This is a genomic window from Glutamicibacter creatinolyticus (assembly GCF_006094275.1).
GTDB lineage: Bacteria > Actinomycetota > Actinomycetes > Actinomycetales > Micrococcaceae > Glutamicibacter > Glutamicibacter creatinolyticus.
In genome coordinates this window covers 2,503,987-2,524,021 of the sequence record NZ_CP034412.1, presented here as the reverse complement: position 1 = coordinate 2,524,021, position 20,035 = coordinate 2,503,987, and the positions used below count along the sequence as shown (strand labels likewise).

17 protein-coding genes are annotated in these 20,035 nt (G+C 65.8%); 7 read left to right on the top strand and 10 right to left on the bottom strand.

Annotated elements, in window-relative coordinates; translation table 11 throughout:
* Positions 1-9: 9 nt before the first annotated feature.
* Complete coding sequence (trmB, locus tag GcLGCM259_RS11605) at positions 10-864, bottom strand: tRNA (guanosine(46)-N7)-methyltransferase TrmB (RefSeq protein ID WP_138926677.1); 855 nt, start codon at positions 862-864, stop codon at positions 10-12.
* Between the two features lie 137 nt (positions 865-1,001).
* Here trmB and GcLGCM259_RS11600 point away from each other — a divergent pair, with 137 nt between their 5' ends.
* Both GcLGCM259_RS11600 and clpB read left to right on the top strand, forming a co-directional pair.
* A complete protein-coding gene (locus GcLGCM259_RS11600) occupies positions 1,002-1,409 on the top strand; it encodes a YccF domain-containing protein (RefSeq protein ID WP_421014115.1) in 408 nt (135 codons plus the stop codon).
* Between the two features lie 228 nt (positions 1,410-1,637).
* Positions 1,638-4,223 carry an ATP-dependent chaperone ClpB gene (gene clpB, locus GcLGCM259_RS11595; RefSeq protein ID WP_138176794.1) on the top strand — a complete coding sequence of 862 codons (2,586 nt, stop codon included), beginning with the start codon at positions 1,638-1,640 and terminating at the stop codon, positions 4,221-4,223.
* 90 nt (positions 4,224-4,313) lie between these two features.
* Here clpB and GcLGCM259_RS11590 read toward each other — a convergent pair whose 3' ends face one another.
* Positions 4,314-4,898 (bottom strand): septum formation family protein, encoded by a 585-nt coding sequence (locus tag GcLGCM259_RS11590; RefSeq protein WP_138176797.1) that lies wholly within the window; start codon positions 4,896-4,898, stop codon positions 4,314-4,316.
* A gap of 211 nt (positions 4,899-5,109) precedes the next feature.
* Here GcLGCM259_RS11590 and GcLGCM259_RS11585 point away from each other — a divergent pair, with 211 nt between their 5' ends.
* Both GcLGCM259_RS11585 and GcLGCM259_RS11580 read left to right on the top strand, forming a co-directional pair.
* Entirely contained in the window at positions 5,110-5,337 is a 228-nt protein-coding gene (locus GcLGCM259_RS11585; protein WP_054821086.1) for a DUF3073 family protein, read from the top strand.
* Positions 5,338-5,531: 194 nt separating this feature from the next.
* Positions 5,532-6,422 (top strand): Sir2 family NAD-dependent protein deacetylase, encoded by an 891-nt coding sequence (locus tag GcLGCM259_RS11580; protein ID WP_138927246.1) that lies wholly within the window; start codon positions 5,532-5,534, stop codon positions 6,420-6,422.
* An 88-nt stretch (positions 6,423-6,510) separates the two neighbouring features.
* On the opposite strand, the gene purM is transcribed toward GcLGCM259_RS11580, so the two are convergent.
* From purM to GcLGCM259_RS11560, 4 genes are all read right to left on the bottom strand, one after another.
* Positions 6,511-7,650: a phosphoribosylformylglycinamidine cyclo-ligase gene (gene purM, locus GcLGCM259_RS11575; protein WP_138926676.1), complete on the bottom strand. Its 1,140-nt coding sequence runs from the start codon at positions 7,648-7,650 to the stop codon at positions 6,511-6,513.
* Between the two features lie 105 nt (positions 7,651-7,755).
* Complete coding sequence (purF, locus tag GcLGCM259_RS11570; RefSeq protein ID WP_138176804.1) at positions 7,756-9,279, bottom strand: amidophosphoribosyltransferase; 1,524 nt, start codon at positions 9,277-9,279, stop codon at positions 7,756-7,758.
* 98 nt (positions 9,280-9,377) lie between these two features.
* Positions 9,378-9,731, bottom strand: a complete 354-nt coding sequence (locus tag GcLGCM259_RS11565) for a hypothetical protein (protein WP_138176807.1) — start codon at positions 9,729-9,731, stop codon at positions 9,378-9,380.
* A gap of 4 nt (positions 9,732-9,735) precedes the next feature.
* Positions 9,736-10,134, bottom strand: coding sequence for a sterol carrier family protein (locus GcLGCM259_RS11560; protein WP_138926675.1), 399 nt, complete (start codon positions 10,132-10,134; stop codon positions 9,736-9,738).
* A 142-nt stretch (positions 10,135-10,276) separates the two neighbouring features.
* Here GcLGCM259_RS11560 and purD point away from each other — a divergent pair, with 142 nt between their 5' ends.
* Both purD and GcLGCM259_RS11550 read left to right on the top strand, forming a co-directional pair.
* Positions 10,277-11,563, top strand: a complete 1,287-nt coding sequence (gene purD, locus GcLGCM259_RS11555; protein ID WP_138176813.1) for a phosphoribosylamine--glycine ligase — start codon at positions 10,277-10,279, stop codon at positions 11,561-11,563.
* A gap of 2 nt (positions 11,564-11,565) precedes the next feature.
* Positions 11,566-12,471: a phosphoribosylaminoimidazolesuccinocarboxamide synthase gene (locus GcLGCM259_RS11550; protein ID WP_138926674.1), complete on the top strand. Its 906-nt coding sequence runs from the start codon at positions 11,566-11,568 to the stop codon at positions 12,469-12,471.
* A gap of 92 nt (positions 12,472-12,563) precedes the next feature.
* Here GcLGCM259_RS11550 and GcLGCM259_RS11545 read toward each other — a convergent pair whose 3' ends face one another.
* The 4 genes from GcLGCM259_RS11545 to GcLGCM259_RS11530 form a co-directional block, all read right to left on the bottom strand.
* The gene (locus tag GcLGCM259_RS11545) at positions 12,564-14,372 is read right to left on the bottom strand and encodes an ABC transporter ATP-binding protein (protein WP_138176820.1); all 1,809 of its coding nucleotides are present in this window, start codon (positions 14,370-14,372) and stop codon (positions 12,564-12,566) included.
* A complete protein-coding gene (locus GcLGCM259_RS11540) occupies positions 14,369-16,105 on the bottom strand; it encodes an ABC transporter ATP-binding protein (protein WP_138926673.1) in 1,737 nt (578 codons plus the stop codon). The genes GcLGCM259_RS11545 and GcLGCM259_RS11540 overlap by 4 nt, the downstream gene beginning before the upstream one ends.
* 289 nt (positions 16,106-16,394) lie before the next feature.
* Complete coding sequence (locus GcLGCM259_RS11535) at positions 16,395-17,345, bottom strand: metallophosphoesterase (protein ID WP_138176826.1); 951 nt, start codon at positions 17,343-17,345, stop codon at positions 16,395-16,397.
* 109 nt (positions 17,346-17,454) lie between these two features.
* On the bottom strand, positions 17,455-19,698 hold the full coding sequence (locus GcLGCM259_RS11530; RefSeq protein WP_246049556.1) for a transglycosylase domain-containing protein: 2,244 nt from the start codon (positions 19,696-19,698) through the stop codon (positions 17,455-17,457).
* A gap of 175 nt (positions 19,699-19,873) precedes the next feature.
* On the opposite strand from GcLGCM259_RS11530, the gene sp36 reads away from it, so the two are divergent.
* Positions 19,874-20,029 (top strand): Sp36 family protein, encoded by a 156-nt coding sequence (sp36, locus tag GcLGCM259_RS15595; protein WP_246049554.1) that lies wholly within the window; start codon positions 19,874-19,876, stop codon positions 20,027-20,029.
* Positions 20,030-20,035 lie beyond the last annotated feature (6 nt).

Here is a 20,035-nt window from a genome sequence, read left to right as displayed (position 1 = left end):
ACCCAGCGCCTAGTTGCGCGTGTAGGCCAGGTCAAACACGCGGCGTCCGGCCTTCAACGCCTTGCTTTCAAAACTGGTCAGGATGCGACGCTCAAAGCGCGGGGCCCAGCCGCCCAGCTCATCGGTAAAGGCCGGCTCGGAGTCATGGCCTTCCAGCCCCTCACGACGCACCCTGGTCAGTTCGCTGTGCTCGCCGGCCAGATTGCCCGGATGCTGGTTGGTGAACTGAGGGTGTGCCTCCAGCAGCTCGCGCATCTGCTCCGCGTAGTTGGACCAGTCGGTGGCCAGTCGCAGGGTGCCGCCGGGCTTGAGTACGCGCGCGACCTTGTCCAGGAATTCGGTCTTGATCAGGCGGCGCTTGTGGTGGCGGGTCTTGTGCCAGGGGTCGGAGAAGAAGATCCAGATTTCATCGGCGCTGGACGCAGGCAGCATGACATCGAGCACCTCGGGCGCGTTGGCCTGAATCGCGCGTACATTCTGCAGCCCAAAGGACTCGACCTTCAGCATCAGCTGGGCCAAGCCGGGGCGGTAGACCTCCACCGCCAGGTAGTTGCGCTCCGCGTCGTCCTTGGCCGCGTTGGCGATGCATTCGCCCAACCCGGTGCCGATCTCCACGATCAGCGGAGCGGTGCGTTCGAAGGTTTGCTGCAGGTCCAGCTGCTGATCCTCGGCAACGGAGGTGTCGGTCTGCTTGCGTTCCGGTTCGATCACGTAGCGGTCGGCATTGCGTTCCCAGGCTCGGGCGCGACGTCCCTGCAGGCGGTTGCCACGGCGCACGAAGGAAAACGGTTCCTTGCGGAACAGTTCCGGGTCGCGGGTGCCGGTTTCGGGGGAGGGAATCGAATCTGCGCTACGGTCGCTCATGATGCCTAATCCTATCGGAGCCGCCGGCCGCACCGGGAGCAGGAAGGCCGGGAGATTGCGCACGTTCGGCAGGAATCCGGGGCTGATCCGGGTTTTCCCCGATGTCCCAGCGGGCCGGGTTGGGGCAGAATAAAGCCATGAGTCTATTGCGTGCGGTACTGAATATCATTTGGCTGGTCTGCGGCGGGCTGTGGCTGGCGCTGGGCTACGTGCTGGCCGGCATCATTTGCTGCCTGCTGATCGTCACCATTCCCTTTGGCATCGCTTCCTTCCGGATTGCCGGGTATGCGTTGTGGCCCTTTGGGCGTACCGTCGTTGACCGCGGACCGGTCGGCGCGTTCTCGACCCTGGGCAATATCATCTGGGTGATTGTGGCCGGGATCTGGATCGCGATCGGCCATGTGCTGACGGCCATCCCGATGTTCATCTCGATCGTTGGAATCCCGCTGGGCATTGCCAACCTGAAGATGATCCCGATTTCGCTGATGCCGCTGGGCAAGGCGATCGTTCCCTCGGACTACTTCATCGGTTCCATCCGCCGCTGACCCGGCCCGAACCGCTGCCGCGAAACGCGAGTGCTTCTTGGTGAAGTGCTCGCCTTTTGCGTTTAAGGGGACGCCGAAGCCCGCGCGGGCGGCGCCGGCCGCCGAGGCGTGGAAGGGCCGGGAAAACAACGAAAATTTTCCGTAAAGTCCGGAATAGGATCTCCCCAAAGTAAGTTGAGTTAAGTAGACTCAAGTTTATGAGGTGTAGGTCTGAGAGGAAGGACTCGAATGGACACCAAACTCACCACCAAGAGCCAGGAGGCTCTCTCCGCGGCCGGGATGAATGCCTCGACCGCGGGCAACCCGCAGATTGAACCGGCGCACCTGCTCAAGGCGCTGCTTGACCAGCGTGACTCGGTGGCCGTGGCGCTGCTGAAGACCGCAGGCATCGACGTCGATGGGCTCTCGGTCAAGACCAGCTCGGTCATCAAGGCTCTGCCCGCCGGCTCGGGCTCCTCCGTGGCGCAGGCCCAGTTCTCGCGCCAGCTGCTGCAGACTGTCAACGCGGCCCAGGAACTGGCCGGTGAACTGGGGGACACCTATGTCTCCACCGAACACCTGCTCATCGGACTGGCCTCGGATGTCACCAAGGCCGGGGAAGCGATGCGCGAGGTTGGAGCGACGCGCGAACTGCTCAGCGCCACCCTGCCCTCCATCCGCGGGGACCGCAAGGTCGACAGCCCGGATCCGGAAGGCACGTTCCAGTCGCTGGAGAAGTTCGGCACCGACATGACTGCACTGGCCCGCTCCGGCAAGCTCGACCCGGTGATCGGGCGCGACAAGGAAATCCGGCGTGTGGTGCAGGTGCTTTCGCGGCGCACCAAGAACAACCCGGTGCTCATCGGTGACCCGGGCGTCGGCAAGACCGCCGTGGTGGAGGGCCTGGCCCAGCGCATGGTCGCCGGGGACGTACCCGAATCGCTGCGCGGTAAGACCCTGATTTCCCTGGACCTGGGTGCCATGGTGGCCGGTGCGAAGTACCGCGGTGAGTTTGAGGAGCGCCTGAAGGCCGTCCTAGAGGAGATCAAGGCCTCCGACGGGCAGATCGTGACCTTCATTGACGAGATCCACACCGTCGTGGGTGCCGGTGCCTCGGAAGGCGCAATGGACGCCGGAAACATGCTCAAGCCGATGCTCGCTCGCGGGGAACTGCGCCTGATCGGCGCCACCACACTGGATGAGTACCGCGAGAACATTGAGAAGGACCCGGCCCTGGAACGCCGCTTCGCCCAGGTGTACGTGGGCGAGCCGAGCGTTGATGACACCATCGCGATCCTGCGTGGGCTGAAGGAACGCTACGAGGCGCACCACAAGGTTGCCATCGCCGACAGTGCCTTGGTGGCCGCCGCCGCCCTGTCCAACCGCTACATCTCCGGACGCCAGCTGCCGGACAAGGCCATCGACCTGGTCGACGAGGCCGCCAGCCGGCTGCGCATGGAGATCGACTCGGCCCCCGAGGAGATCGACGAGCTGCGCCGTGAGGTGGACCGGCTGACCATGGAGGAGTTGGCCCTGTCCACGGAGACCGACCCGGCCTCGGTGGAGCGTCTGGAGGCGCTGCGCAAGGACATGGCGGACAAGAAGGAGCAGCTTGACGCGCTGAACTCCCGCTGGGAGGCGGAGAAGGCCGGGCTGAACCGGGTCGGTGACCTGAAGGCCCAGCTTGACGAGCTGCGCAGCCAGGCGGAGAAGTACCAGCGCGAAGGCGACCTGGAGAAGGCCTCGCGGCTGCTCTACGGGGAGATCCCGGCGCTGCAGCAGGAGCTGGACGCGGCCGCCGCGGCCGAGGCCAGCGACGCGGATCGGGAGCTGATGGTCGCCGAGGAGGTCACCGCCGATGACATCGCCGAGGTGATCTCGGCCTGGACCGGGATCCCGGCCGGGCGGATGCTGCAGGGTGAAAGCCAGAAGCTGCTGGACATGGAAAAGGTGATCGGCCAGCGGCTGATCGGCCAGACCCAGGCGGTGGCCGCCGTCTCCGATGCGGTACGCCGTTCCCGGGCCGGGATCGCGGACCCGGACCGGCCCACCGGTTCGTTCCTGTTCCTGGGCCCCACCGGCGTGGGCAAGACCGAGCTGGCCAAGGCGTTGGCGGACTTCCTGTTCGATGACGCCCGGGCCATGGTGCGCATCGACATGTCCGAGTACTCGGAGAAGCATGCGGTGGCCCGGCTGGTCGGTGCCCCTCCGGGCTACGTCGGCTACGAGGAGGGCGGCCAGCTCACCGAAGCGGTGCGCCGCCGGCCCTACTCGGTGATCCTGCTCGACGAGGTCGAGAAGGCGCACCCGGAAGTGTTCGACATCCTGCTGCAGGTGCTCGATGACGGGCGGTTGACCGACGGGCAGGGACGCACCGTGGACTTCCGCAACACGATCCTGATCCTGACCTCCAACCTGGGCAGCCAGTTCCTGGTCGACCAGGAGATGGATCTGGCCGCACGGCACGAGGCGGTCATGAACGTGGTCAATGCCTCGTTCAAGCCGGAGTTCCTGAACCGGCTGGATGACGTGATCATGTTCGACGCCCTCAGCGTCCAGCAGCTGGGCCACATTGTCGAGCTGCAGATCGCGAACCTGGCCGAACGGCTGGCAGAGCGCCGGCTCACCCTGGAGGTGGACTCCGCAGCCCGCGATTGGCTGGCCCTGACCGGGTACGACCCGGCCTACGGTGCCCGCCCGCTGCGCCGGCTGGTGCAGCGCGAGATCGGGGACAAGCTGGCCCGCGAACTGCTGGCCGGCACGATCCACGACGGGGACACCGTCAAGGTGGGCGTGGACGTGGAGGCCAACGGGCTGACCCTCAGCCCGGCCTAGGCCCGGCGGCAGCGACAGCCCGGTGAAACCAGCAACGCGGCGCACCATCCCAGTGATGGTGCGCCGCGCTGGCGGGTGAACGGGGCCGGCCTAGCTGGCGGTGTCCGGCGGCAGCAGCGAGCTGCGCACGCTGCCCTCGCTCAGTGACAGGAAGCAGGAGATCAGCCGGTCGCCCTGGTTCCAGGTGCCCTGGCTGGGGCGGGAGAAATGGTAGGTCCAGCTTGAGTCCAGTGGGGAGGTCGGATCCAGCGGAACCGACTTGCACAGGTCCTCGGCCTCCGTCAGCAGCTGCGAGGCCCCCGGGAACTCGCTGCCTTCCACCTCGAAGGTGCCGATCAGCTGGGCGTTGTGCGCCGACTCGCAGGTCACCACGGTCTGCGGTTCCAGCGGGGAGGTGAAGCCGCGCAGGCACTCGCCGACCTTCAGCTGCTCCGGGGGCATCGCCTCGGCGATGACCCCGTCCAGCCCCGGATCCGGGTTGCGGTCAACCTCGGCCTGCAGCGGAGCCTGGGTGGGGGAGATAAAACGCAACACCACGAAGACAGCCGCCGCGGCCAGGGCAAGGAAGGCGATCACCAGCAGGATCCACTGTCCCGTGCGCTTCTTTTCTGGCTCGGGTTCGGGCCGCAGGGGCGGCAGGGCCGCCTGGGGCTCGGGCAGGTTATCATCGATCACCGATGTGAACTCCTTCACATGGATTTGGCGTGGGGCCAAATGATCACGGCACTTGTCGTTAGTCTAACGGTTTGTGCACGTGTTGCGATGAGCGCTCGCCGGGGAATCATGTTAACCTTGAATTACGAAAGAACTGATCACATATTCGGGGGCCTCCACTGGCTAATTGGTGGACCACCTCCCGACTCTACTGAAAAGAGGGGGTCACGCCATGGGGCGCGGCCGTCAAAAGGCTAAAGCACAGCGTCAGGCGCGAGACATCAAGTACTACTCGCCCGCCACTGATCTGACCGCACTGGAGCGTGAACTGGGCGTGCGCCGTGAGCGCCATACCCAGGCACCTGAGCATGCCGAATCGTCCTATAGTGACGACTATTCGGACTATGACGATTTGGCCAAGAAATACTCTGACGACGAAGAGAGCGACGCCCGGCATTAGGCCCGGCGGTATCGGGAAGTGATGGCCCCGGTTTCACGACAGTCGTTGGAGGAGTCCGACTCTATCAGTACACATCACACGACAAGCCGCAACAACTAGGCTAAATTTAGCCCTAGCTCGTTGCGGCGTTTGTCGTGTCCGCAACCCCTAGCGGAAGGCCGATTTTGGAAGAAAACCACGCGCTGTCAATCAACATGGCCCACCGTTCGGCGATCCGTTCCATGCAGCGCATCGTGGAGCAGACCGCACCGCCCAGCGACCCGGCCGAAGCGGCCGCCGGGGTGCAGCGGATGCTGGATCACGGCAATGTCATGGTGGTCACCGGGGCCGGAGTTTCCACCGATTCCGGCATTCCGGACTACCGCGGCCCCAACGGCTCGCTGCAGCGCCACCGGCCCATGACCTACCAGGAATTCCGCTACCGCCCCGACGCCCGGCAGCGCTACTGGGCGCGCAGCTACATTGGCTGGCGCCACATGTTCAAGGCGCAGCCCAACCAGATCCACCGCCGCCTGGTCCGCTGGGAACAGGAGGGCCGGATCAGCGGGATAGTCACCCAGAACGTGGATGGCCTGCACCAGGAGGCCGGGTCACACAGCGTGGTGCCGGTGCACGGGGACCTGTCCGTGGTGATCTGCCTGGACTGCGGCTACCGGGAGGACCGCGAACACCTGGATGCCCGCCTGCAGAAGGCGAACCCGGGCTACGCGCAGAAGGTGGACCTGGACCCCTCGGCCGTGAACCCGGACGGGGACGTGCAGCTGCCCGAGTACCTGGTCAAGGAATTTGTGATGGTTCCCTGCCTGCGCTGCGGTTCGATGGCCTTGAAGCCGGACGTGGTGTACTTCGGTGAGAGCGTGCCCGCCGCCCGCAAGCAGGCCATCAGCGACATGGAGCAGCGTTCCAGCTCCCTGCTGGTGCTGGGCTCCTCGCTGGCGGTGATGAGCGGCTACCGGATCCTGCTGAACTTCGTGCAGCGCCAGCTGCCGGTGGCGCTGCTGACCAATGGGCACGTGCGCGGCGAGCAGAAGGCGACCTGGCGCTGGCAGGCGCCGCTGAGCGACTCCCTGGAGCGGCTTTCCTAGCTCGCCGGCCGGCGAACCTGCATACGGCAACGGCCGCTGCGCCTTCCCCCAGGGGAAGGCGCAGCGGCCGTTGCCGGTGTGCCGGGGACTAGGAGGCGTAGGCGCCGGTCAGCAGCACGGCACCGCCGTCCACGCCCTTGGCGCCCTGCACGAAGTCGGCGCCGGCGGCGGAGGCCGACTCATCCAGCTTCTCAACCTCGCCCATGACCCAGGCGCCCATGTTCAATGCGTTCAGCAGCTCCACGGCCCGGTCGGCCACTGCGGCGTCCACCACCGCGACCATGCCCACGCCCAGGTTCAAGGTGCGCTCCAGGTCCGTCTGCGGGACGTTGCCCAGTTCGCCGATGGTGCGGAACACGGCCGGCAGCGCCCAGGTGGAGCGATCCACGCGGGCCATCAGGCCCTGGGGCAGCACGCGGGCCAGGTTGGCTGCCAGCCCGCCTCCGGTCACGTGGCTGAATCCGTGCACGCCGAAGCGGTCCGCGCCGTTCAGTTCGTTGACCAGGTCAAGACATGCGGAGGTGTAGATGCGGGTGGGCTCCAGCAGCTCCTCGCCCAGGGTGCGTCCGAATTCGGGCACCTCGCGGGTCAGTTCCCACTTGGCGTGCGCAATCACCCGGCGCACCAGCGAGTAGCCGTTGGAGTGGATGCCGGAGGAGGCCATTCCGATGACCACGTCACCGGCCTGCACGCGCTCCGGGCCGAGCAGCGCGTCGGCCTCGATGACCCCGGTGGCCGCGCCGGCCACGTCGTATTCGTCCTCGCCCAGCAGGCCCGGGTGCTCGGCGGTTTCCCCGCCGACCAGTGCGGTGCCGGCCAGCTTGCAGCCCTCGGCGATGCCGCGAACAATGTCGGCGATGCGCTCGGGGATGACCTTCCCGCAGGCGATGTAGTCGGTCATGAACAGCGGCTTGGCGCCCACCACCACAATGTCGTCCACGACCATGCCCACCAGGTCCTGGCCGATGGTGTGGTGGATGTCCAGGGCCTGGGCGATGGCGACCTTGGTGCCCACCCCGTCGGTGGAGGTGGCCAGGTACGGCTTGCGGTACCCGGTGAGGAAGGAGACGTCGAACAGCCCGGCAAAGCCGCCGACCCCGCCGATCACGTTCTGGGTGTGGGTGGCCTTGATCGCACCCTTCATCAGCTCGACGGCGCGGTCACCGGCCTCGACGTCGACGCCGGCGCCGGCATAGGTGATGGAGGTGGGCTGCTCTTTGCCGCTCATGGCAGATCGGTCCTTTTCTGTCGTGAACACCCGCGCAGCTGCGCGCGGAAGAATCGGGAACGTGGAACGTGGCGGCGCAGCGGCGGGTGCCCGCGCCGCGGGGGACTAGCTGACGGCGTCGAACTCGGCGTCCGGGCCCGGCTCGCAGCCGGCCTGGGCGGTGCGCTCCAGCAGGTTCTTGCCGCGCCGGGAGGAGTCCGGCAGCTTGATCGGGTACTCGCCGGTGAAGCAGGCGGTGCACAGCCGTTCGCGCGGCTGGTTCGTGGCCGAGATCATCCCGTCCTCGGAGATGTAGGCCAGGGAGTCCGCGCCGATCGACTTGGCGATCTCATCCACGGCGGCGCCGTTGGCGATCAGCTCGGCGCGGGTGGCGAAGTCGATGCCGTAGAAGCACGGCCACTTCACCGGCGGGGAGGAGATCTTCACATGCACCTCGGCGGCGCCGGCCTCACGCAGCATGCGCACCACGGCGCGCTGGGTGTTGCCGCGCACGATCGAGTCGTCCACCACCACCACGCGCTTGCCCTTGAGCACCGATTCCAGGGCGTTGAGCTTGAGCTTGATCCCCAGCTGGCGCAGGGTCTGGCTGGGCTGGATGAAGGTGCGCCCCACATAGGAGTTCTTCACGAAGCCGTGGGTGAAGGGGATCCCGGATTCCTCGGCGTAGCCGATGGCCGCCGGGGTGCCGGATTCGGGAACCGGGATCACGATGTCGGCCACCGCGGTGTTCTCGCGGGCCAGCTGGCGGCCCATCTCCACGCGGGATTCGTAGACCGAGCGCCCGGCGATGGAGGCGTCGGGGCGGGCCAGGTAGACGTATTCGAATACGCAGCCCTTCGGGTTGGCCTGGGCGAAGCGCTGGGAACGGACCCCGGCCTCGTCGATGGCGATCAGCTCACCCGGTTCGATTTCACGGATGAAGGACGCGCCCACGGTGGCCAGGGCCGGCTGCTCGGAGGCAACCACCCACCCGCGGTCCAGGCGCCCGAGCACCAGCGGGCGTACGCCGTGCGGGTCGCGGGCGGCGTAGAGCGTGTTTTCGTCCATGAACACGAAGCAGAACGCGCCCTCGATCTTCGGCAGCAGCCCCAGCGCGGTTTCCTCCAGGGTCTGGCCCTCGGAGCCGCCCAGCAGGGAGGTGACCAGCGCGGTGTCGGTGGTGTTGCCCTGGGCGATCTCGCCGGTGATCTTCCCGCCCTCGGCGTCGATCTTGGCGCGCACCATGTCGGCCAGGTCCGCTGAGTTGGTCAGGTTGCCGTTGTGGGCCAGGGCCACGGTGCCGGACTTGGTCGGGCCCAGGGTCGGCTGGGCGTTGGCCCAGTGGCTGGAGCCGGTGGTGGAGTAGCGGCAGTGGCCGATGGCCAGGTGCCCACTCATGGAGTTCAGGGTGTTCTCGTCAAAGACCTGGGAGACCAGGCCCATGTCCTTGTAGACGTTGATGCGTTCCCCGTCGGAGGTGGCGATGCCCGCGGACTCCTGCCCACGGTGCTGCAGTGAGTACAGACCGTAGTAGGTCAGTTTCGCTACTTCCTCGCCCGGTGCCCACACACCAAAGACACCGCACTCGTCCTGCGGTCCCTTGTCGCTTGAAAGGAGGTCATGATTCAGTTTTCCATCGCCACGCGCCATGTCAGTATTCTCTCATGTATCCGGGCCGGGGTCGGCCAAAAGTGTGGTTCGTTACAGGCTGCCCGGATCTACGCAGTTCACCGGATCTGCCCGGTGTTCTAGGGGTGTTCGCGGTGTGGGGTCTCGGTGTGGGACGGTTCGTCCTGCTGCACCGGCACGGCCAGGCGGCGGACCGTATGGCGGGCGCTGACCCGGTCCAGCACCAGGTAGACAACGGCGGCCACGGCCAGGCCGATGGCGGCACAGAAGGCGGCGAAGAAACCGACGGTGGCGGCCACGGTGTAGTTCGGGGAGGGATCTCCCAGCAGGGCGATGATGGTGCCGGCCAGGGCGCCGGCGACTCCGCCGGTGGCGAGGATCGGCCACAACTTGGGGGAGGACTTCACTTCGACTTCAAAGGACTTCCCCGGGCGCTGCGCCGAGCCGTGGGGACGAGAGGGGTTTTGCTCCATGCCCTTAAGCGTACTCAAAGAGCGGTAGATGCGCAGACAGGTCCGCGCGCAGCCCGGAAGCCTCCACCCGGGCGTCGGCCACCGCCTGCTGCCAGGAAAGCCGCCCCGTGACTAGGGATAAGAACGCCTCGGCGTCCATTTGCACCACATTCGGGGGAGTGCCGCGGGTGTGTCGGGGGCCGGGGATGCATTGGGTCACACCAAAGGGTGGAACCCGCACCTCCACCGAGTTCCCCTCCGCCCGGCTGGCCAGTTCCTCCAGCGCAAAGCGCACCGCCATTGCCCGGACCGGGCGGGGCAGCGGGGGCTGCTGGGCGGCATCCGTCGCATCCGGTTGGGCCGCCACCCACTGGTTCAGCGCCTGCCTGCCGTTGACCGGATCGATTCTGCGCTTGATGGCCATCTGCCGCCTTTCGCCGTGCCCTCCACCGCGCCGCGGGCCGCCGCCCGCCGCGCAGAGCCAAGTCTAGCGCCGCGATCGGCCGGTTTCATCAGCGGGTCACACACCCCCGGCGGCGGTGCCCCGTCCGGTAAACTCTAGGCCTGTGAAGGTACTGGTTATTGGCCCCGGCGGCCGTGAACATGCAATTGTCCGTGCACTGAACGAAGACCCCTACGTTGAACAGGTGCATTGCGCCCCCGGCAACGCCGGCATTGCCGGTGAGGTGCCGGTGCACGCCATCGACGCCCAGGACCCGGAAGCGGTCCTGGCCCTGGCCCGGGAACTGGTCAGCGACCTGGTGGTGATCGGTCCAGAGGCCCCACTGGCCGCAGGGGTGGCCGATGTGCTCACCGAGGCCGGGATCCCGGTCTTTGGCCCCAGCCGGGCCGCCGCCCAGCTGGAGGCCTCCAAGGCCTTCGCCAAGGACGTGATGGCCGAGGCCGAGGTGCCCACCGCGATGGCGCGGGTGGCCACCAACCGGCAGGAGGCGGAAGCCGCCCTGGACGCGTTCGGCGCCCCGCACGTGGTCAAGGACGACGGCCTGGCCGCCGGCAAGGGCGTGGTGGTCACCTCCGACCGCGAAGAGGCCCTGGCCCACGCCGAGGCCTGCTTCGCCGCCGGCGGCAGCGTGGTCATCGAGGAGTTCCTGGACGGCCCGGAAGTTTCCCTGTTCGTGATTTGCGACGGCAAGCATGCGGTGCCGCTCTCGCCGGCCCAGGACTTCAAGCGCATCTTCGACGGAGACCAGGGCCCGAACACCGGGGGCATGGGCGCCTATTCGCCGTTGCCGTGGCTGCCGGAGGGATTTACCGAGGAAGTCATGCAGCGCGTCGCCTACCCGACCCTGCGCGAAATGGAACGCCGCGGCACCCCCTTCACCGGCGTGCTGTACTGCGGCCTGGCCCTGACCAGCCGCGGCATGCGGGTCATTGAGTTCAACGCCCGCTTCGGCGACCCGGAGACCCAGGCCGTGCTGGCCCGGCTGAAGAGCCCGCTGGGGGCACTGCTGCTGGCCGCGGCGAAGGGCGAACTGGATGACGCCGAACAGCTGCACTGGCACCACGCCACCGCCGTGGACGTGGTGATCGCCGCCGAGAACTATCCGGACACCCCGGTCAAGGGTGCCGTCATCCAGGGCCTGGAGGAGGCCAACGCGGTGGAGCAGGTGCACGTGGTGCACGCTGGCACCGCGCTGGATGCCGCGGGCAACACCGTGGTCGCCGGCGGCCGGGTGCTGGCCGTGGTGGCCCTGGGCGATGACCTGGCCGCCGCCCGGAAGGCCGCCTACCAGGGGGTCGCCAAGATCTCCTGGCCCGGCGCCCAGTACCGCACCGACATCGGCCTGAAGGCCGAGCGGGGACAGATCATCGTGAACACGGAGGCTAAGTAGGCATGGCAGGATTCAAGACCGAAGTGCTGCAGCTTCCCGGCTGGGACCACTTCTACTCCGGCAAGGTGCGCGACCTCTACGTCCCGGCCGGGGTGTCCTTCGCGGACACCGACCGCGTGCTGGTGGTCGCCTCCGACAGGATCAGCGCCTACGACTTTGTGCTCTCCACCGAAATCCCGGACAAGGGCAAGGTGCTCACCCAGCTGAGCCTGTGGTGGTTTGAACAGCTGGGCGACTTCGCCAACCACGTGATCTCCACCGAGGTGCCCGAGCAGGTGGCTGGGCGCGCGATGGTGTGCAAGAAGCTGGACATGTACCCGATCGAGTGCATCGCCCGCGGCTACCTGACCGGCTCCGGGCTGGTTGAGTACAAGGCCTCGGGCACCGTATGCGAACTGCCGCTGCCCGAGGGCCTGGTCGACGGGTCCCGGCTGAGCCCGGCACTGTTCACCCCCTCGGCGAAGGCCGAGGTGGGGGAGCACGACGAGAACATCTCCTTCGAACAAACCGTGGAACGGGTCGGACTGGAGGTCGCCGAGGCGCTGCGGCAGAAGACGGTGGCGCTCTACGAGCAGGCCGAAAAGATTGCCCGCGAGCGCGGGATCATCCTGGCCGACACGAAGGTCGAATTCGGCGCGGACCCGTCCACCGGGCAGATCACCCTGGGCGATGAGGTGCTCACCCCGGACTCCTCCCGTTTCTGGGACGCCAAGGACTACGCCCCGGGCAAGTCCCAGGCCAGCTTCGACAAGCAGTTCGTGCGCGACTGGCTGACCTCCAACGCCTCCGGGTGGGACAAGGCCTCCGGCCAGCAGCCCCCGGCGCTGCCCGAGGACATTGTCGCCAAGACCCGCGCCCGCTACATCGAGGCCTATGAGCGGCTGACCGGGCAGGACTTCAGCGCCTAGCTTCCCGGCAGACCGACGACGGCAAGGAGCCCCGAACCAGCCTGCTGGTTCGGGGCTCCTCGCCGTCGTGGGCAGCGATGCCGTGCGCCCGGTTAGACCAGCGAATCCCTCCAGGCCCGATGCAGGGCGGCGAAGCGTCCATTGGCGGCGATCAGTTCCTGCGGGGAACCGTCCTCGATGATCTTCCCATCGTGCACCACCAGCACCCGGTCGGCGATCTGCACCGTGGACAGGCGGTGGGCAATGATCAACGCGGTGCGGTCGCCCAAGAGCTTCTGCAGGCCCCGCTGCACCGCCCGCTCCGAGGGGATGTCCATGGAACTGGTCGCCTCATCCAGGATCAGCACCGCCGGGTCGGCCAGGAAGGCGCGGGCAAAGGAAATCAGCTGGCGCTGCCCGGCCGACACCCGACCGCCGCGCTTGTTCACATCCGTGTCATAGCCCTCGGGCAACCCCAGGATGAAGTCGTGGGCGCCCACGGCGCGGGCCGCGTCCTGGATTTCGGCCAGGGAGGCGCCGGGCCGGCCCAACGCGATGTTCTCGGCCACCGAGCCGGAGAACAGGAACGCCTCCTGGGTCACCATCACCACGTGACGGCGCAGCTCCTTGTTGGACAGCTCCTTGATCGGCACCCCGTCCAGCTCCAGGCTGCCCGAGCGCAGGTCATAGAAGCGGGCGATCAGCTTGGCCAGCGTGGACTTGCCCGCCCCGGTCTGCCCCACCACCGCGACGACCTGGCCGGCCGGGATGTGCAGGTCGAACTTGTCCATCACCACCGGGCCCTGGCCATAGCCGAACACCGCGTCACTGAAGCCGATCTCGCCCTTGACCCGCTCGATGCTGCGCGGCTGCTGCGGTTCACGCACCGTGGGCTCCTCCTCCAGTAGCCCGGACACCTTCTCCAGGGCGGCGGTGGCGGACTGCAGCGAGGAATAGAACATGGCGATCTGCTGCACCGGCTGGAAAACCCGCTTGGAGGCCAGCAGCAGCGCCACCATCACGCCCACCGCCAGGGAGCCGTCAATGATGCGGAACCCGCCGTAGGCCAGCAGCGCGGCCACGGTCAGGTTGCCGATCATCACCAGACCCGGCTGCAGCACACCGAACAGGTTGAAGGAACGCACCGAGTTGTCCCGGTACTGGGCGGCAACGGCCGCATAGTTCTGGTCGTTGGCCTTCTCCCGGCGGAACGCCTTGACCGCCCGGATGCCGGTCATGGTCTCCACGAACGTGGAGATCACCCGAGCCGAGACGACCCGTGATTCCCGGTAGAGCACCTCGGAGCGGCGCTGGTACCAGAAGAAGAGGATCCCCACCGGGATGGCCGCCACGCAGACCACCAGGCCGCTGCGCCAGTCCAGCACGAAGATTGAAATCAGGGTGAACACCACGAACACGAAGGAGGAGGCCAGTTCCGAAACCCCCTGGTCCAGCAGCTCGCGCAGCGTCTCCAGGTCCGAGGTCTGCCGGGAGATGATGCGCCCGGAGGTGTAGTGCTCATGGAATTCCAGGCTCAGGCGCTGGGTGTGGCGGAAGACCTGCTGGCGCAGATCCAGCAGCATCGCCTGGGAGATCCGGGCGGCGCAGCGGATGTACCAGGCCAGCAGGAACCCGGCCAGCAGCGCACAGACGATGTACGCACCGCCGGAGACCCCCAGCGAGGACCAGTTGCCCTGGCGCACCTGCGGCAGGGTCCAGTCGATCGCCAGGGCGATGATCATCGGCAGCGCCACGCGGGCCGCATTGGAAACCAGCACCAGCACCACGGTGAGGGTGAACAGCTTCTTCTGCGGGACCGCCAGGGCGGCCAGCAGCCTGAAGGAGCGCTGGCGAACGACCTTGCGTTCGGCGGCGCTGAGCTTGATGGCGTCTTCGTTCGCCACACCTGACTGGATGCTCACTGGCCGGCCTCCGCGCTGATCAGGGTCTCGTCATCATCCAGGCTGGCGATTACGAAACGGTAGTGTTCATTGGTGCTGAGCAGGTGGGTGTGGCTGCCCACGGCGTCAATGTGGCCATCGCGCAGCAGCGCCACCCGGTCGGCGAGCATCACCGTGGAGGGGCGGTGGGCCACCACCAGCGTGGTGGTGCCCTCCAGCACCTGGCGCAGCCTGGCGGTCACCGCCTCCTCGGTGCGCACATCCAGGGCCGAGAGCGGGTCATCGAGCACCAGGATCCGCGGCCGGGCGGCGATCGCGCGGGCCAGGGCCAGGCGTTGGCGCTGGCCGCCGGACAGGGACAGGCCCTCCTCGCCGATCAGGGTGTCCACCCCCTCGGGCAGCTCGTAGGCGAAGTGCGCCTGGGCCACCTCCAGGGACTCGGCCAGCAGTGCCTCCAGCTGCCGCTCGTCCAGGCCCTCCGGCGCGCCGAGCAGCACGTTTTCACGGACCGAGGTGGAGAACAACGTGGTGTCCTCGAACGCCACGGCGACCTCGGTGCGCAGCTGTTGCAGGTCCCATTCGCGCACGTCCTGGCCGTGCACCAGCACCTGCCCGGCATCAACGTCGTGCAGCCGCGGCACCAGGTTCAACAAGGTCGACTTGCCCGAACCGGTGATCCCCACCAGTGCCATGGTCTCCCCGGGCCGGATCTTCAGGTCGATGCCGGCCAGGATGGGGCGGGCCTGCCCGCCGGCGCCGGGGTAGGTGAAGCGCACATGGCGCAGCTCCACCTCGCCGCTGAGCGTTTCCGGGCGGGAGGGGTGCTGCGGGGAAGTCAGGTCATTGACGGTGTCCATGACCTCGAAGTGGCGGTCCAGTGCGGTCTTGGTGCTCAGGGTCATGCCCAGCAGCATGCCCATGCCCTCCACGGGCCCGGCAATGACCGCGGCAATCGCGAAGTAGGCGACCAGCGAGCCGACGCTGAGGTTGCCGCTGGCCACCAGGGAAACGCCGATGATCAGGCCCACCCCGAGAATGGTTTCGGGAATGGCGACCACGGCCAGCAGGAAGCTGGCCAGCGTATTCGCCTTGCTGATCTCGGTCTCCTGCAGGGACTTGGCCTGCTCGTTGAAGCCGTCGTACATGTCCGGTCCGCGGCCGAAGGCCTTGATGACCCGGATGCCGTGCACCGATTCCTCCACGGCGGTGGCCAGGTCACCGGCCTGGTCCTGGCTAAGCCGGCTGGCCGCGCGGTAGTCGTTGCGGAAGCGGTAGGCCTTGATCATGATCGGCACCGAGCCGGCCAGATAGAGCAGGCCCAGAATCCAGGAGTGGGTGAACATCAGGATCAGGCCGGTGATGACGGTGACGGTCTCCACCACCAGCATCATGGCGCCGAACGCCAGCCAGCGGCGCAGCAGCGACAGGTCCGACATGGACCGCGAGAGCAGCTGTCCCGAGCCCCAGCGCTCATGGAAGGCGACCGGCAGGCGCTGCAGGTGCTTGTAGAAGCGCACGCGCATCTGGTTCTCCAGCCCGGCGGCCGGGGTGAGAACGAACTGGCGGCGCAGGAAGATGAAGAACGCCTCCAGGAAGCCCAGCCCGGCCACAATGGCCACCGCCACCCAGATCTGGGAGGAGGACGCGTCGCTGCCCAGCACGTTGTTGACCAGCCAGGCCAGGACCTGGGGGATTACCAGGGCGACAATGCCGGCGCCCAGGGCACAGAAGAACCCGGCGATAAGCCGGGGCATGATGGGTTTGACGAAGGGGGCCAGACGCCGCAGCGTGGCTCGAAGGGAAGTATCCGGGCTGTCGCCTGATGTTTTGCTTTGCCGCGGCACCGTTTTACCTTCGTTCTGGGAAGTGTGATTTGATCCACCACACAGGCTACCGGTTGTGGTTGAGAATATTCAATCGTCCTGCGGCCCGGCTTGAAGGGCGGACTTCCAAATCATGGCGGTGCGGTGGCAAGAACAACTTCGCCTCCCGCACCGGTGGCGCGGGAGGCGAAGCGTTAGCAGTATCGGTGCGGGCCGATGCCTACTTGGAGGTCAGGGTCACCAGCACGGCTTCGGGCCGGCAGGCGATGCGTACCGGGACGAAGCGGGAATTGCCGATACCGGCGGACACATTCAGCGGGACGCTGCGTCCGTTCAGCTCCCAGTTGGTCAGTCCCCGGGCGCGCCAGGTAGGCAAATCGCAGTTGGTTACCAGGGCACCGTAACCGGGAATGCAGATCTGGCCGCCGTGGGTGTGCCCGGCGAAGATGACGTCGGCGCCGGTGCGCGTGAACTCATCCAGCACCCGCTGGTAGGGCGCGTGGGCCAATGCAATCTTCACGTGCGGGGAGCGCGCCGAGTTCACCGAGCCGGCCGGCCACCCGGCGAAGGTGTCGCGGTTGATGTGCGCGTCATCCACACCGCTTAGATCCATGCGGATCCCCTTCATGGGAACCGACTGGTTGCGGTTGGCCATATTCAGCCAACCAGCGGCGCCGAAGTGCCGGTGCATCTCCTCGTGCGGCAGCGCGTTGCGGCTGGAGTTGTTCGGCACGCCGCGGCTGCGCTTGAGGTAGCGCAGGGGGTTTTTCAGTTGCGGGGCAAAGTAGCAGTTGGACCCGGGAACGAAGGCGCCGGGGAACTGCATCAGGGGCTCCAGCGCGTCGATCAGGGCCGGCACGCCATTCTGGTGCGACAGGTTATCGCCGGTGTTGATCACGAAGTCGGGGCGCAACTCGGCCAACTGGTGCAGCCAGCGCCGCTTGAGCTGCTGGCCAGGCACCATATGGATGTCCGACAGATGCAGGATGCGAATGTCGGGGGCGCCCACCGGCAGAACCGGAAGGGTTTCGCGGCGCAGCTGGAACTGCTGGGTTTCATACATTCCATAACCGATGGCCGCCGTGCCCAGGGCCAGGGCGCCGCCTGCCAGCAAGGCGGTGCGGCGAGCGGCTGAGGCCAAGGCCGTTGAAAAATCCTTCTGTGAAGTCATAGGTGGACCGTCAGTGTCCTTTCAACGAAAAGTGCTGGTTGGAATGCGAAACCATCGTAGTTGCGGATAAAGGAAGGCCGCGGCCACCAAGGTGGCCACGGCCTTCAGTTTAGTCCTCGTCGGAGTCGTTCGGCGAACCCGACTTTGTCGGTTCAGGCTTGGACTTCTTTTCCTTCTTGTCTTCGCCCTTGTCCTTGGACTTATTTTCGCCCTTGGACTTGTTCTCGCTCTTTTCCTTCTTGTCCTTCGAATCCTTGGAATCTTCCGAATCCGACTTGTTCGAGTCGCTCGAATCGCTCGAGTCGTTCGCATCGCTGGAGTCGCTCGAATCGCTGGAATCCGAATCCTCCTTGGGCTGCGGCTTCGGCTTGGGAGCCGAACGAGCCGAGCCGAAGGAGCCCTGGTCGAACTCGTGGACTGCTTCCTCCATGAAGTCGACCCACAGCGGGGAAGCGAACGTTGAGGAGTCCACAATGCTGCCGTACCTGCGACCGTTCACGACCTTGTTCTGCAGAGTGTTTTTCTTCTCAGCAGCCTGGGCGTCCACGCGACCAACCCAGGCAGCGGTCGAGATGCCGGTCGAGTAGCCGACGAACCAGGTGGAGGTCGACCAGTTGTTGGTACCGGTCTTGCCCGCGATTGGTCCGGAGACCTGCCCCTTGGACACGCGCTTCGTTGCGATCTTCTGCAAAGTCCCGTTTAGATCGGCGACGTTCTGCTCGTCAATGACCTGCTTGCAGTCCGGCTGCGGCACGTTGTACTTGTTGCCTTCACCGTCCACCACGGAGGTCAGGGCACGTGGCTCACAGTATTCGCCCTTGTTGGCAAACGCGGCGAAAGCAGCAGCCTGGGACAGCGGGGTAATGCTAACCGAGCCGATAACAAACGATGGATTCTTGGGGCTGATCGGCGCGGGTGCACCGTTTTCTCCACCGTTCTGGTTGAGCACGCCCAGTTTAGTGGTGTAGTCGGTGATGGTGCACAGATCAACCTGCCGGGCCTCTTGAACGGTCGCTGCGTTGACCGACCAATACAGTCCGTAGTCCACGGTCATGTTCTTGTAGAAGCCGTAGGAGGCGTTCTTAGGAGTCCACTTTTCACCGACGGTAGTGGTTCCGCCGGGCAGACACGAAGCCTGCCACTTGTCGCCTGGCATGAAGGTTTGCCGCTTCGCATTGATCTTGTCGTACATGTGGTGACCCTCATGCAGCCAGGCCAGAGTGGTGTACGGCTTCATGGTCGAGCCACCCTGGAAACCGCCAGCACCGCCCAGGGAACGTTCCACAGAGTAGTTGAGAACGCTGTTCTCCACTTTTTCGTTGTCAGGAGCGTAGGTCGAGTTCTGCGCCATGGTGACGATGTTGCCACTGCCCGGTTCTACCGAGACGAGTGAGGCACCAATGTCTTCATTGCCCTTCATGTCCGGGATGATGGCCTTGCGGGTATCCTTCGCGGCCTTCTTGTTCAGACTGGAGTCAAGGGTGGTCTTGATGGTCAGGCCACCGCGGTACAGCAGATTGGTGCGGTCTTCCTTGGTCTTGCCGAAGGCCTCATCGCGGGTGATCAAACGGGTCGCGTAGTCGCAGAAGTAGGCGTTGTCGCCGGCGGCCATGCAGCCGGAACGTGATTGGCTCGGGTTGGTCTCCAGCTTGGAGGCCACGGCCTTGTCGTATTCCTTCTTGGTGATCGCCCCGGTGCGGTACATGTTGCCCAGGACCTTGTCGCGGCGGTCCTTGGCCCGTTCCGGATTGTCAATCGGGTTGTACACGTTAGGCAGCTGCACCATACCCGCGAGCATCGCGGACTGCTGCAGGTTCAGGTCTTTGGCGTCTACTGAGAAGAAACGCTGTGCGGCAGCCTGCACACCGTATTCACGCCCGGAGAAGAGCACCAGGTTCAGGTAGCCTTCGAGGATTTCGTCCTTGGACATCTCGTTCTCGATTGCCACCGAGTAACGGACTTCGCGGATCTTGTCCGCGTAGTCCTTCTGGCCCGACACGGTGGTGTCTTTGTCACCGGTCAGGTACTGGTTGTTCACCAGCAGGTTGTTCACGTACTGCTGGGTCAGGGTCGAGGCACCCTGGCGCGAAGAAGAAGTCAGGTTCGAGACAACAGCGCGCAGCATGCCCTTGGGGTCAACACCGTTGTGCTCGTAGAAGCGCTCATCCTCAACCGAGACGATGGCCTTGCGCATGTATGGGGAGATGTCCTCAAGCTTCACCGGGTCACGGTTCTGCTCGTAGAAGGTGGCAATGACCTTCCCATTGCGGTCCAACATCTGGGAGGGCTGCGGAATCGGCAGCTTTTCAAACGACGCCGGAAGCGAGTTAACGATGTTGGATCCGGTGGTCATACCGGTTTTCGCGATTGCCGCAGCGGGCACCAACATGCCGGCCGCGAGCACACCACACAAGGCACTGATTCCAAGGAATGCAACGATCTTGCCAAGAGTGGTAGCTGTGTCAAAAAAGGGGGACTTCTTAGCTGCCATGCGTACTAGTTTACAAGGACGCGCTAACGTAGCGAGTATGACTAAATGGGAGTACGCAACATTGCCACTAGTAATCCACGCGACCAAGCAGATCTTGGACCAGTGGGGAGATGACGGCTGGGAGCTGGTCGCCGTTGTGCCAGGCCCCAACGGAACCTCTCCGGTCGCCTACATGAAGCGTCCGAAAGCCTAAACGATA